At 66.8% G+C, this 12,451-nt stretch carries 12 protein-coding genes and 1 pseudogene; 7 read left to right on the top strand and 6 right to left on the bottom strand.

Features of this window, described 5'->3' with window-relative positions:
* The first annotated feature begins 37 nt into the window (after positions 1 to 37).
* The 4 genes from AC1D0P_RS13535 to AC1D0P_RS13520 all read left to right on the top strand — a co-directional run bounded on the left by AC1D0P_RS13535 (position 38) and on the right by AC1D0P_RS13520 (position 4,023).
* Positions 38 to 2,191 (top strand): copper-transporting P-type ATPase, encoded by a 2,154-nt coding sequence (locus AC1D0P_RS13535; RefSeq protein ID WP_477677213.1) that lies wholly within the window; start codon positions 38 to 40, stop codon positions 2,189 to 2,191.
* Entirely contained in the window at positions 2,188 to 2,856 is a 669-nt protein-coding gene (locus AC1D0P_RS13530) for an L-2-amino-thiazoline-4-carboxylic acid hydrolase (protein ID WP_477677212.1), read from the top strand. Before AC1D0P_RS13535 ends, AC1D0P_RS13530 begins: the two co-directional genes overlap by 4 nt.
* A gap of 181 nt (positions 2,857 to 3,037) precedes the next feature.
* Positions 3,038 to 3,568: a flavodoxin family protein gene (locus AC1D0P_RS13525; protein WP_477677211.1), complete on the top strand. Its 531-nt coding sequence runs from the start codon at positions 3,038 to 3,040 to the stop codon at positions 3,566 to 3,568.
* Positions 3,569 to 3,573: 5 nt separating this feature from the next.
* Positions 3,574 to 4,023, top strand: coding sequence for a universal stress protein (locus AC1D0P_RS13520; RefSeq protein WP_477677210.1), 450 nt, complete (start codon positions 3,574 to 3,576; stop codon positions 4,021 to 4,023).
* 3 nt (positions 4,024 to 4,026) lie between these two features.
* Here AC1D0P_RS13520 and arcC read toward each other — a convergent pair whose 3' ends face one another.
* The 6 genes from arcC to AC1D0P_RS13490 are packed head-to-tail and all read right to left on the bottom strand — an operon-like array spanning position 4,027 to position 9,587.
* Positions 4,027 to 4,944 carry a carbamate kinase gene (arcC, locus tag AC1D0P_RS13515; protein ID WP_477677209.1) on the bottom strand — a complete coding sequence of 306 codons (918 nt, stop codon included), beginning with the start codon at positions 4,942 to 4,944 and terminating at the stop codon, positions 4,027 to 4,029.
* Positions 4,941 to 5,939 carry an ornithine carbamoyltransferase gene (argF, locus tag AC1D0P_RS13510; RefSeq protein ID WP_477677208.1) on the bottom strand — a complete coding sequence of 333 codons (999 nt, stop codon included), beginning with the start codon at positions 5,937 to 5,939 and terminating at the stop codon, positions 4,941 to 4,943. Before argF ends, arcC begins: the two co-directional genes overlap by 4 nt.
* A gap of 32 nt (positions 5,940 to 5,971) precedes the next feature.
* Complete coding sequence (locus AC1D0P_RS13505) at positions 5,972 to 7,180, bottom strand: arginine deiminase (protein WP_477677207.1); 1,209 nt, start codon at positions 7,178 to 7,180, stop codon at positions 5,972 to 5,974.
* Positions 7,180 to 8,673, bottom strand: a complete 1,494-nt coding sequence (arcD, locus tag AC1D0P_RS13500; RefSeq protein ID WP_477677206.1) for an arginine-ornithine antiporter — start codon at positions 8,671 to 8,673, stop codon at positions 7,180 to 7,182. Before arcD ends, AC1D0P_RS13505 begins: the two co-directional genes overlap by 1 nt.
* Before the next feature lie 24 nt (positions 8,674 to 8,697).
* Positions 8,698 to 9,120 carry a universal stress protein gene (locus AC1D0P_RS13495; RefSeq protein ID WP_477677205.1) on the bottom strand — a complete coding sequence of 141 codons (423 nt, stop codon included), beginning with the start codon at positions 9,118 to 9,120 and terminating at the stop codon, positions 8,698 to 8,700.
* A 23-nt stretch (positions 9,121 to 9,143) separates the two neighbouring features.
* A complete protein-coding gene (locus AC1D0P_RS13490) occupies positions 9,144 to 9,587 on the bottom strand; it encodes a universal stress protein (RefSeq protein WP_477677204.1) in 444 nt (147 codons plus the stop codon).
* Between the two features lie 102 nt (positions 9,588 to 9,689).
* On the opposite strand from AC1D0P_RS13490, the pseudogene AC1D0P_RS13485 reads away from it, so the two are divergent.
* The 3 genes and pseudogenes from AC1D0P_RS13485 to AC1D0P_RS13475 all read left to right on the top strand — a co-directional run.
* A pseudogene (locus AC1D0P_RS13485) lies at positions 9,690 to 11,873 on the top strand (heavy metal translocating P-type ATPase); the annotation flags it as partial.
* Between the two features lie 16 nt (positions 11,874 to 11,889).
* Positions 11,890 to 12,027: a cbb3-type cytochrome oxidase assembly protein CcoS gene (ccoS, locus tag AC1D0P_RS13480; RefSeq protein ID WP_436154659.1), complete on the top strand. Its 138-nt coding sequence runs from the start codon at positions 11,890 to 11,892 to the stop codon at positions 12,025 to 12,027.
* A 65-nt stretch (positions 12,028 to 12,092) separates the two neighbouring features.
* Positions 12,093 to 12,451, top strand: a 359-nt coding sequence (locus tag AC1D0P_RS13475; RefSeq protein WP_477677203.1) for a cbb3-type cytochrome c oxidase subunit I, incomplete at its 3' end; no start/stop codon positions are given.

Here is a 12,451-nt window from a genome sequence, read left to right as displayed (position 1 = left end):
GGCAACAGGTTCACGTGCCTCGCCGCCCGACGCCACGCTGAAGGGCGGCGGGAAGGTCGAATACACCTGCCCGATGCATCCGCAGATCCGTCAGATGGGGCCGGGCAGTTGTCCTATCTGCGGTATGGCACTCGAGCCTGTGGTGGCAAGCAGCGACACGGGCGACAGTCCCGAACTGAGGGACATGACCCGCAGGTTCTGGATTGGCCTGGTGCTCACCTTGCCCGTTTTCGCGCTGGAAATGGGCAGCCACCTGCTCAACATCGGCCATTGGGTGCAGCCCCAGACTTCGAACTGGATACAGATGGCGCTTGGCACGCCTGCCGTGCTGTGGGCGGGATGGCCTTTCTTCGTTCGGGCCTGGGCGTCGGTCCGGAACCGAAGTCTCAATATGTTCACGTTGATCGCACTCGGCACGGGAGCGGCCTGGATCTATTCGATGGTGGGCACGCTCGCGCCCGCGCTGTTTCCGGCTGAACTGCGGGGCGATCATGGGGCGGTCGCCATCTACTTTGAAGCCGCCGCAGTGATCACTGTGCTGGTCCTTCTCGGCCAGGTGCTTGAACTGCGCGCCCGCGAGAAGACGTCGGGCGCCATCAAGGCCCTGTTGGACCTGGCGCCCAAGACCGCGATCCGCGTCCGTGCCGACGGATCGGATGAAACGGTTCAGATCGACGCTATCCAGGTCGGTGAGCGGCTACGGGTTCGTCCCGGCGAGAAGGTGCCGGTGGACGGCGAACTCACCGAGGGCAAAGGAACCGTCGACGAGTCGATGGTGACCGGCGAACCCATGCCCGTATCCAAAGCGCCGGGTTCCAAAGTCACCGCCGGAACGATCAACCAGACGGGCGGCTTTGTCATGCGTGCGGAAAAGGTGGGGGCCGACACGCTGCTCTCCCAGATCGTGCACATGGTCGCGGCCGCACAGCGCAGCCGCGCGCCCATTCAACGCATGGCCGACCAGGTCGCCGGGTGGTTCGTTCCGGCTGTGATCGCGGTGGCCATGGCCACCTTCGCCGTGTGGCTGCTGTGGGGCCCCAGTCCCGCGCTTTCCTATGCCCTGATCACCTCCGTGGCGGTCCTCATCATCGCCTGTCCTTGTGCGCTGGGTCTCGCGACGCCCATGTCCATCATGGTGGGGGTTGGGCGCGGTGCGCAGCATGGGGTGCTGATCCGCGATGCCGAGGCGCTGGAGCGCATGGAGAAGGTTGACACCCTGGTGGTCGACAAGACCGGTACCCTGACCGAAGGCCGGCCCAAGGTCGTGCACATCGAGCCGGCCGCTGGATTTGAACCTGACGACATTCTTCAGAAGCTCGCGAGCGTCGAACGCGCCAGCGAACATCCACTCGCGATGGCCGTCGTGGCCGCGGCCCAGGATCGCAAGCTGTCCTTTACGGAGGTGACCGATTTCGACTCTCCGGTTGGCAAGGGCGTTGTCGGCCGTCTTGGCGGGATCCAGCTTGTGAGCGGGGCGGCCAAATTCCTTGCCGAGCAGCACATCGACGTGTCGCCGCTCCAGGCCGCGGCAGAGGAACAGAGGACCCGATCCGCGACGGTCATCTTCGTGGCGTGGGATGGCAGGCTGGCAGGCTTCGTCGCTATCGCCGATCCGATCAAGCAGACCACGCCTGCCGCCCTCCATGCGCTGCGCGAAGCGGGCGTGAGAATCGTGATGCTGACAGGCGACGGGAAGACAACTGCCCTGGCGGTGGGAAAGCAGCTCGGAATCGACGAGGTTGTGGCGGAGGTGTTCCCCGAAGACAAGGCGAAGATCGTCCAGCGTCTGCGCAGCGAGGGACGCATCGTGGCAATGGCGGGGGACGGCGTGAACGATGCGCCGGCGCTGGCCGCCGCGGAAGTCGGCATCGCCATGGGCACCGGCACGGACGTCGCCATGGAAAGCTCGGGGGTGACGCTGCTAAAGGGCGACCTCATGGGCATTGTGCGCGCGCGCCGGCTCTCGCGTGCCACCATGCGCAACATCCGGCAGAACCTTTTCCTGTCCTTTGTTTACAACGTGGCCGGCGTGCCTCTGGCTGCCGGGGTTCTCTATCCGTTCTTCGGCTGGCTGCTATCACCCATCATCGCGGCTGCGGCCATGGCGCTGTCGTCGGTGAGCGTCATTGCCAACGCGTTGCGGTTGAGGACGGTACGCGTGGAAGAGGACACGCGCAGCTCCACAAAATGAGCGCCGCTTCTCACCTGGACCCGGCTCTCGAGGCCCGCCGCCGCCTGGGCACTCTCCTTGTCACGGTGCCCAGGTTGCTGAACCGGCACTTGCGGCCAGTGCTCGGGTGGCGCCGTTTCGCCTTCATTCCAAAACTTTTCGCTCTTGCCGGGACTTACAGGAAACAATTTTCCAGGCCGGGCGATGACGCGCAACTGCAGCGCGTCAAAGCTACTTTCCTGTTGGTCGGTGTCCTCTACAACGAACTGGCGAAACCGGAGGGCGCCGAACGCGCGTTGTCGACAACACAATCTTTTTTGCAGGACCTGGCTTGCGCCGTGCAGAGAAAAGCCTACTTCCCGCCGGGCGGTGAGGCCAGGACCTGGGATTATTTTCATGATGCGCACGAGGCGCAGATGCGAGAGGGCTTCATCAGCACGAACGAGAACGACGGCATCCACCGTTCGGACAAACTGGTCACGCTCGACATCGTGCGCTGCCGCTCCCACGAATGCTTCAGGGACATGGGCAACCCGGCAATCACACTGGCGTTCTGCCGGTCTGACGAGACGGTGTTCAACGWATATTCGCCGATCATGCGCTTCCACCGGGGTCCCGTACCGGTTAACACGATTGCGCGCGGCGCGGCGCGATGCACGTTCATCTACGAACGAGAGTCGGCCTGAAGCACGGCGCAGAACGCAGGTTCGGCAGCCTGAAACTCGCGGTTTTCAGCCGCGATCTTCACAGGCAATTGATTTACGTCAAGGGCTGACCCCGTCATCCGCCATACCCTTCGCTGGTGGCCGGTGCCTGCGCAGCGCCCGACCGCAGCTTGTTGCGCGCAACCTTACAAGGAGCAGAACCATGTCCGGCAAAACCCTCATCGTTTGTTATTCCAACACCGGGACATCGCGCCGCGTTGCTGATCTCCTGTCCGGTAAATTCCAGTGGCCGCGCGGGGAGGTCAGCGAAGCACGCTCGCGCGCGGGCACCGCGGGTCAGCTGCGCTGCGTACTGGATTCGCTGCTCAGGCGCCATCCCTCCATCCGTTACGAAGGGCCGGACCCGCGGGGTTTTGAGACGGTCGTGCTGATCGCGCCCATCTGGCTTGCCGAACTGGCCGGGCCCATGCGCACTTTTGTGCGCGACCATGCGTCGGGACTCAAGCGGGTGGCGGTCATCTCGGTGATGGGCGGGCAGGGCGCCACCAACGCCTTCGCGGAGATTGACCGGATACTCGGCCGGCCGCCGATATTGTCGACCTCGTTCACCGCGCGCGCGGTGGACGACGGCAGCTATGCCTCCGGCCTGGAGGCGTTCGGCGGCGCGGTCCGGGACAACGCAAAAAATGAGGAAACGGTGCGGCCGGCGGACTTGTCGCCCAGCGCGGTTTGATGGCCATGGCCTCGATACACCAACTGCTGGTTCCGGTGGATGGCAGCCAGACCTCGGTCAAGGCGCTGGAGGCCGCGATCGAGCTGGCGCGCCTGAACGTTGCGCGCCTGCGGCTGCTTTACGTGATCGACGAGCTGGACTACGTCAATGGCTTCGAGACGGCCAAAGCCTACTGTCAAGAGACACTTCCGCGCATGCGTAGCGATGGAGAAAGGCTGCTGGCACAGATGCGCAGCCTGGCCGGCATGAAGGGCGTGGTCTGTGACAGCGTGCTGCTGGAGTCGGGCCCCGGCCGCCTCTGCGATGTGGTCGCCGAGCAGGCCGGGCAGGTCCACGCCGACATGATCGTGCTGGGTTCGCACGGGCGCCGCGGCCTGGACCGCGTGCTGATGGGTAGCGATGCCGAGCAGATCGTTCGGCACAGCAGGGTTCCGGTGCTGGTGGTGAAAGGCTGATGATCAGCCTCCGTCCGGACCGACCTCGGTGCCGGCGTTACCCGCCAGCATCTCCTCGATCCGGGCGAGCGAGCCTATCAGCGCCTTCTTGCCGGTCTTCAGGACGAAGCCGGTGGCGGCCTGCACCTTGGGCCCCATGGAGCCCGCGGGGAAGCTGTGGCCCTGCAGTTCCCTTGGGGTGACTTTTCCCAGGGCGCGCTGCGAGGGTGTTCCCCAGTCGAGGTAAACGGCGTCCACGTCGGTGGCAATCACCAGGCGGTCGGCCCCCAGTTCCTGCGCGAGCAGGGCGCTGCTCAGGTCCTTGTCGATCACGGCGTCGACGCCTTCCAGGGAACGCCCATCGGCCGCGCGCACCACCGGGATGCCGCCGCCACCCGCGGCGATCACCACGGCCTCATGCTGCAGCAGCCAGCGGACCGGGTCCACGCCCAGCACGCTTGCCGGGAGCGGCGATGCCACGACGCGCCTGAAACCCGTGCCGTCGGGTGCGACATGCCAGTGCATGGCCTGCGCAATCCGCTCGGCTTCTTCTTTCGTATAGACAGGCCCTATCGGTTTGGTGGGCTGCCCGAAAGCCGGGTCGGCGGGATCGACTTCCACGCGCGTGAGCAGGGTGACCACGGGGCGGCCGGGCGGAAGGTGGTTGGCGAGTTCCTGCTCCAGCAGGTAGCCGATCATGCCCTCCGTCTGCGCGCCCAGCACGTCGAGCGGGTAGGGCGCCACCGCCGCGTAGGCCGAGTTTTGCAGCGCCAGCAGGCCTATCTGCGGCCCGTTGCCGTGCGTCACCACCAGTTCATGGTGCAGCGCGACGCGCGCCAGCTGGGCCGCCACGCCCCGGATGTTTTCCAGCAGGTGCTGCGCGCTGAGCGACTGGCCCCGGCGCAGCAAGGCATTGCCGCCCAGCGCGATCACCAGCTTCATGTGAGCGTGGCCACCAGCACGGCCTTGATGGTGTGCATGCGGTTTTCCGCCTGCGTGAACACAATGGACGCGTCGGATTCAAAGACCTCATCGGTCACCTCGATCTCGCTGAGGCCGTAGCGCTCGTTGATCTGGCGGCCGACCTCGGTGTCCAGGTTGTGGAAGGCCGGCAGGCAATGCATGAACCGGGTCCGCGGATTGCCGGTGGCTTTCATCAGGGCGCTGGTGACCTGGAAGGGCAGCAGCTGCTCTATCCTGAGCTTCCAGGTCTCGTCGGGCTCGCCCATGGACACCCAGACGTCGGTGTAAAGAAAGTCCGCGCCCCTGACCGCTTCGGCCGGATCGCTGCTGAGGGTGATGCGTGCGCCCGTCGTCTTCGCCAGTTCGCGCATCTCGGCGACCAAGGCCGGCGGCGGCATCAGCGCGGCGGGCGCGGCGATGCGCACGTCCATGCCCATCTGCGTGCCGCCCACCAGCAGCGAGCAGCCCATGTTGAAGCGGGCGTCGCCGAGGTAGCAGAAAGACAGCTCGTGCAGCGGCTTTTCGCCGAACTCCTGCATGGTCAGCAGGTCGGCCAGCACCTGGGTGGGGTGCGCCTCGTCGGTGAGYCCGTTCCAGACCGGGACATGCGAAAAACGCGCGATCTCTTCGACCACCGCCTGGTGGAAACCGCGGTACTCGATGCCGTCGTACAGCCGGCCGAGTACACGCGCCGTGTCCTTCAGGGATTCCTTGTGCCCCAGCTGTGAGCTGACCGGGTCGATGWAGGTCACGTGGCCGCCCTGGTCGTGCACCGCGACTTCGAAGGCGCAGCGTGTGCGGGTGGAGGCTTTCTCGAAAATCAGCGCGATATTTTTGCCCTTGAGGCGGGCCAGTTCGTTGCCGGCGTATTTGGAGCGCTTGAGCTCGGCAGCCAGGTCCAGCAGGAAACGGATGTCCCGCGGGGAGAAATCCTTGAGGTCCAGCAGGCTGCGGTTGTGAAGGTTAAAGCTCATGGGCTGCTGTCTTTCGGTTTGCTCGGTGGTTTTCAGGCAGCGTCGCGCTCAATCGGGCAGGACATGCAGTGGCTGCCGCCGCGGCCGCGCCCCAGCTCGCCGCTGGGGATGGTGATGACTTCGACGCCGGCCTTGCGCAGCAGGGTGTTGGTGTGGGTGTTGCGGTTGTAGGCCATGACGACGCCGGGCGACAGCGCCAGCACGTTGTTGCCGTCGTCCCACTGTTCGCGTTCGGCCTCGTAGGCATTGCCGCCGGTGGCGACGACCCTCAATTTCTGCAGGCCCAGGGCCTGCGCGAGCACTTCCAGAAAGGGCCCGGTTTCGGCCCTGACGTCCAGCGTGCCGGCTTCATCGCCGGGCCTGAGGCTGAACACGCGTACGGCCTGCACGATTTCCGGGAACACCGTCACCAGGTCGCGGTCGCAAAAAGTCAGCACCGTGTCCAGGTGCATGGCGCCGCGCGACTTGGGCAACTGGGCGGCCAGCACCCGGGTCGCGGCGCCGCGGGCAAACAGGCTGCGCGCGAGCTGGGTCACCGCCTGCGGCGAGGTCCGCTCGCCCATGCCGACCAGCACCAGGCCCTTGCCCAGGGGCATGACATCACCGCCTTCCAGCGTGGCCTGCGGATGCGGCTGGCCGGGGTCGCCCCACCATTCGGTGACCTTGCCCGCGAACGCGGGGTGAAAACGGTAGATGGCCGCCATGAGCTGGCTTTCGCGCCGGCGCGCGGGCCAGTACATGGATCCCAGCGCCACGCCGTCGCCAATCCAGCAACTGCTGTCGCGTGTGAACAGCGTGTTCGGCAGCGCGGGCAGCAGCAGGTCCGACGGGCTTGCGCAGGCGGCCGTGAGGCCGGGCAGCTTGAAGGGCAGGTCGGCCGGTGTCAGCCCGCCGATCAGGAATTCGGCCAGCCGGGCCGGCGGCAACTCGCGCAGCCAGGGCCGCAGGATGGCGGCGGCCTCAAAGTCGGTGCCGGCCAGCTTGCGGTCCAGCAGCCGGTCTCGCGCCAAAGGGTTGCCGAGCGTAACGGCGAGGAGGTCGTGCAGTTCCAGTACTTCCACGCCTTGCTCCGTCATGGCGCTGGTGAACGCATAGTGGTCGTTCCTGGCCTGCGCGACCCACATCACGTCGTCGAACAGCATGTCCCGGCAATTCGCCGGCGTCAGGCGCATGTGCGCCAGGCCCGGCCTGCAGACCAGCACCTTGCGCAGCCGGCCCGTCTCGGAATGGACGCCGGCCATCAGAGGCCCAGCTTTCCGGCGGCCAGCATCCAGCCTGCCACGGCCGCCAGCGCGAGCAGCGCTGCGAGCATGGCCTTTTCGCCCGCGGTAAAGGGCTGCTTGCGGGCCTGTTTTTTGGCGAAGAAGTACAGGGCCGCGCCGGGGGCGTATAGCAGGGCGCTCAGCAGCAGGTATTTGGCGCCKGCSGCATACAGSAGCCACAGGCAGTACRCCGASGCRAGCGCGGCCACCGGCAGGTCCAGCGGCCCACGCGCACCTTGCGGTGCCTGGCCTTTGCCCTCACCACGCTCACCCCGCGCGGCCAGCTTCAGGCCGTAAAGCGCACTGAACAGGTAGGGCAGCAAGATCATCGCGGTCGACAGCGAGATCAGCGCCAGGTAAGAAGCCTTGGACACCAGCGTGACGATGAGGAAGACCTGCACCATGGCGCTGCTCAGCCACAGGGCATTGGCCGGAACACCCTTGCCGCTCTGGCGGCCCAGCCATTCGGGCATCACGCCGCTGTTGGCCGGCGTGAAGAGGGATTCGGCGGCCAGCAGCGTCCAGGCCAGGAAGCCGCCACCGACGGAAATGATCAGGCCTATATAAATAAGCACGGCGCCCCAGGTGCCCACGGCTTTCTCAAGAACGCCCGCCATGGAGGGGTTCTTGAGTCCGGCCAGTTCAGGCTGTGTGAAGATGCCCAGGGACAGCAGCGAGACGGCCATGAGAAGGGCCAGGCAGATGAGGAAACCGATCACCGTGGCCTTGCCGACATCCTTGCGTTGCCGGGCGCGTGMCGAGTAGACGCTGGCGCCCTCGATGCCGATGAAAACCCACACCGTGACCAGCATGGTGCTCTTGACCTGGTCCAGCACGGAGCCGAGCTTGGCGCCACCCCAGAAGTCCAGGCTGAAGGTGGGCGCCTGGAAAGCGGCCACGGCCAGCACGATGAACAGCAGCAGGGGAATGACCTTGGCCACCGTGACCACGGCATTGACCCAGGCGGCCGTGTTGATGCCTCGCAGCACCAGCGCATGCACCACCCACAAGACGACTGACGCGCCGGCGATGGCCGCGGGGGTGTTGCCCTCGCCGAAAGCCGGGAAGAAATAGCCGAGCGCACCGAAGGCGGCCACCAGGTAACCGACGTTGCCTATCCAGGCGCTGATCCAGTAACCCCAGGCGGAGTTGAAGCCGACGTACTCACCCGAGAGGGCGCGCGCATAGGCGTAAACGCCGTTGTCCAGTTCGGGCTTGCGCAGGGCCAGCGTCTGGTAGACGCGCGCCAGCACCAGCATGCCCAGGCCGGTGACCAGCCAGCCGATCAGGATGGCGCCCGCGCCGGCGCCGGCCGCCATGTTTTGCGGCAGGCCGAAGATGCCGCTGCCGATGATGGAGCCGATGACCAGCGCGACCAGCAATGCCAGGCCCAGGCTGCCTTGGGACTGCCGCACGGTGGGGATGGCCCGCGGCACCGAAGCCGGCGAGGGGGTCGTTGACAGTGTGTTCATGGAATGCTTTCAGGAGGTGAACGGCTACTGGACCAGCAGCACCGGCACGTCGACGTCCGCCACCACGCGCTGGGCGACGCTGCCGAGCAGGGCGCGGCCGAACAGGCCATGGCCGTGGGTGCCCAGGACCAGCATGTGCACTTTCTCGCGCTTGGCCGCCTGCACGATTTGTGTGGCTGGCGTGCCGGCGACCCAGGAGGCCCGGTAGTGGAGACCGTGTTGCTTGAGGAAGCGTTCAATCGGTTTCAGCACTTTGTCGGCCTCTTCCTGGTGCCAGGCACGCACGGTGGCGGCGCCCAGCAGGGTCTTGACGCGCGGGGTAACGGCCGGCTGCACGTTGAGCACGATCAGTTCCGCGTCCGGCCCCATCAGGGTTTCATGGGTGACCAGGAAGGCCAGGGCCTTTTTGGTGAACTTGCTGCCGTCAACGGCCAGAAGGACTCTCATGGTGCTCTCCGTCAAGGGTGGGGTCAGCGCAAGACGAGTACGGGGATATTGCTGTGCGTGAGCACCTGCTGGGTCTCGCTCCCGAGCAGGATGCGGGAAATGCCCTTGCGGCCGTGCGAGGCCATCACGATGAGGTCGCACTTGTTCTTTTTGGCCGCGGCCATGATGGCCGTGGCGACCAGGTCGGACCTGGCGGTCACGGCCTTGGCGGTGACGCCGACGGCCTCGGCGGACTTCTGCGCCGCGTCGGCGATGGCCTGGCCTTTGCTGGCCCAGTCTTTTTCGATGCGCCCGATTTCCTGCGGCGAGATGGTGGCGCCGCCTWCAAAGTAGCTCATGGGATAACGCGGGACGACGTTGAGCACCACCAGGGTGGCCTCCAGGGATGCCGCAAGGCCTATGGCCTCCTTGACCGCTTTTTTGGAGAGCGTGGAGCCGTCGGTGGCAACAAGAATACGTTTGTACATGGTGGTTCTCCTGTGTTGATGTGCCGCAGTCTAGGAGCGCCCAAGCGCCGCGGGCTTGATCCAGGTCAAGGGTTTCGCCTGCGCCCTGCGTAAGCTCGGTCCATGCAAGCCGCTTCCCCCCTGTTTCACCCTGGCCTTGTGGCGCCCGGCGCCGACAGCACCGGTAAAGCCGGCGCATGGGCCGCGCTGGACGAGCCGGCCGAATGGGAGGGTTTCAGCCGGCCGGTGCCGGGCCGCGAAGGCTGGTGGGAGTCCTGCCTGGCGATCGAGGGCATGCACTGCGCGGCCTGCGCGCTCACGGTCGAGGAGGTGCTCCGCAAGCTGCCCGGTGTGGACACGGTGCAGGTCAACGGCGCCACCGCCACGGCGCGGCTTCAGTGGCAAGCGCTGGGCACGCGTCCTTCGGCCTGGATGGCCGCCTTGCACGAAACCGGTTACGGCGCATTGCCGGCCGGCGACCTGCTACTGGCCGGCAATCGGGTGCGGGCCCAGCGCCTGATGCTGTGGCGCTGGCTGGTGGCCGGCTTCTGCATGATGCAGGTGATGATGTATGCAGCGCCGGCCTACCTGTCGGCGCCCGGCGAGATCACGCCCGACATCCAGGCCTTGCTGGGCTGGGCCTCCTGGGTGCTGACCTTGCCGGTGCTGCTGTTCTCCTGCTGGCCGTTCTTCTCGGCGGCGCTGCGCGACCTGCGGAACCTGCGCATCGGCATGGACGTGCCGGTGGCGCTGGGCGTGCTGATCGCCTTCGGGGCGAGCACGGCCGCGACCTTTGACCCGGCCAGTCCCTGGGGACTGCACGCCTCGTATGACTCGGTGCCCATGTTTGTGTTCTTCCTGCTGTCGGGCCGGCTGCTGGAACAGCGCCTGCGCGATCGCACGGCCGGCGCGCTGGAGGCGCTGATGCGGCGGCTGCCGGACAGCGTGGAGCGGCAGGAGGCCGACGGCAGCTTCCGCGCGGTGGCCGTGCGCCGCCTGGTGGCCGGCGACCTGGTGCGCGTGCTGCCGGGCCAGGCCTTTCCCGCCGACGGGGCGGTGGAGGGTGGCGAAAGCCGCGTCGACCAGTCGCTGCTGACGGGCGAGTCCAAGCCCTTGTTGCGGCGGGTGGGTGACGGTGTCATCGCCGGCAGCCACAACCTCACGGGGGTGCTGCTGGTGCGCGTGCAGCGGGTCGGGCCGCAAACCCGCTACGCCGGGATCGTCGCCCTGATGGAACAGGCTTCGGTCGAGAAACCCGGCCTGGTGCAACTGGTGGACCGCATCGCGGGACCTTTCCTGGTGGCCGTCCTGGTGGCGGCCGCGGCAGCCGCTGCGTGGTGGTGGCCTTTCGGCCAGGCGCATGCCATGGCCGTCGCGGTCTCGGTGCTGATCGTGACCTGCCCCTGCGCCTTGTCGCTGGCAACCCCGGCGGCGATGCTGGCGAGCGCGGGGGCCCTGGCGCGGCGCGGCCTGCTGGTGCGCAAGCTGCAGGCGCTGGAGGGCTGCGCCGCCGTCGACACTGTGATTTTCGACAAGACGGGCACGCTGACGGAAGACCGCATGGAAGTCGTCATGGCCCATGTGCCCGCCGGCGTGAACCGGGATGAGGTGTGTGGCATGGCCGGCGCGCTGGCCCGTCACTCGCTGCACCCGGTTTCACGCGCCGTCGCCGCGCGCTTTCCGGCTGAAGCCTGGGTGGCCAGCGAGGTGGAGGAGGTCGCCGGCCGGGGCTTGCGCGGCAAGGTCGCGAGGCCGGACGGCAGCGGGGCGCGATACCTTTACCTGGGTTCCGCCTTTTTTTGCCGCGCGCCCGCGGGCCGTGAGGGCCCGGTGCTGCAAGCCCACCTGTCGGACGGCGAACATTACCTGGCGGGCTTCGAGCTTGACGAGGCGATACGGCCCGACGCCGCGCAGGCGGTGACGGCCTTGCTCGGGCTCGGCATCCGGGTGCAGCTGCTTTCGGGTGATACCGCCCAGGCCGTGGCCCGCCTGGCGCGCCGGGCCGGTATTGAATGGTGCTTCGGCGAATGCACGCCGGAGGCCAAGCTGGCGCATGTGCGCGGCCTGCAGCGCGAGGGCCACCGGGTCATGATGGTGGGCGACGGCATGAACGACGGGCCGGTGCTGGCCGCGGCCGACGTGTCCATGGCCATGGGCCAGGCCGTCCCGCTGGCCCAGGCCAGGGCGGATTTCATCATGGCCGGCAATCGGCTTCTCAGCGTGGCGGCGCTTGTCGAACAGGCACGGCGCACCCGCTCGGTGGTGCGCCAGAACCTGCTGTGGGCTGCGATCTATAACGCCGCCTGCGTCATCGGAACACTGAATGGACATCCTGTTCTTACTGATTCCGCTGTCCGTGGTGCTGGCGCTGCTGATCATTGGCGCGCTGGGCTGGGCGGTCTGGCGCGGCCAGTTTGAGGCGCTGGAGCAGGAAGCCGAGCGCATTCTTCACGACGATTGACCTGTATCAAGTGCCGCGCCGCCCGCCGCGCCGACACTTTGAAGCATCAAGACAAAAGGTGCTTCATGAACCAAGAATCGACGCAAGGGATCGCCTATCACGACACGGTGGTTCGCCAGTTCTCGCTGGCGGCCGTGCTCTGGGGTGTGGTGGGCATGGCGGTGGGCCTGTTCATCGCGGCCCAGCTGGCCTGGCCTGAACTGAACTTCGGCATCCCCTGGCTCAGCTACGGCCGGCTCCGGCCCCTGCACACCAATGCGGTGATCTTCGCCTTCGGCGGCTGCGCGCTGATCGGCAGCAGCTACTACGTGGTCCAGCGCACCAGCAGCGTGCCGCTGTTCGCGCCGCGGCTGGCCGCCTTTACCTTCTGGGGCTGGCAGCTGGTCATCGTGGCCGCCGCGATCAGCCTGCCGCTGGGCTACAC

This window comes from Polaromonas sp. P1_G2, from assembly GCF_056405515.1.
The sequence above is the reverse complement of the archived record's forward strand: the minus strand, read 5'-3'. Positions and strand labels throughout refer to the sequence as shown.

Excerpts from the sequence above, each read along its gene's own strand:
- AC1D0P_RS13520 (WP_477677210.1), top strand. The coding sequence starts at position 3,574 with ATGGCCTCGATACACCAACTGCTGGTTCCGGTGGATGGCAGCCAGACC.
- AC1D0P_RS13495 (WP_477677205.1), bottom strand. The coding sequence starts at position 9,120 with ATGAGAGTCCTTCTGGCCGTTGACGGCAGCAAGTTCACCAAAAAGGCC.
- ccoS (WP_436154659.1), top strand. The coding sequence starts at position 11,890 with ATGGACATCCTGTTCTTACTGATTCCGCTGTCCGTGGTGCTGGCGCTG.
- AC1D0P_RS13525 (WP_477677211.1), top strand. The coding sequence starts at position 3,038 with ATGTCCGGCAAAACCCTCATCGTTTGTTATTCCAACACCGGGACATCG.
- AC1D0P_RS13505 (WP_477677207.1), bottom strand. The coding sequence starts at position 7,180 with ATGGCCGGCGTCCATTCCGAGACGGGCCGGCTGCGCAAGGTGCTGGTC.
- arcC (WP_477677209.1), bottom strand. The coding sequence starts at position 4,944 with ATGAAGCTGGTGATCGCGCTGGGCGGCAATGCCTTGCTGCGCCGGGGC.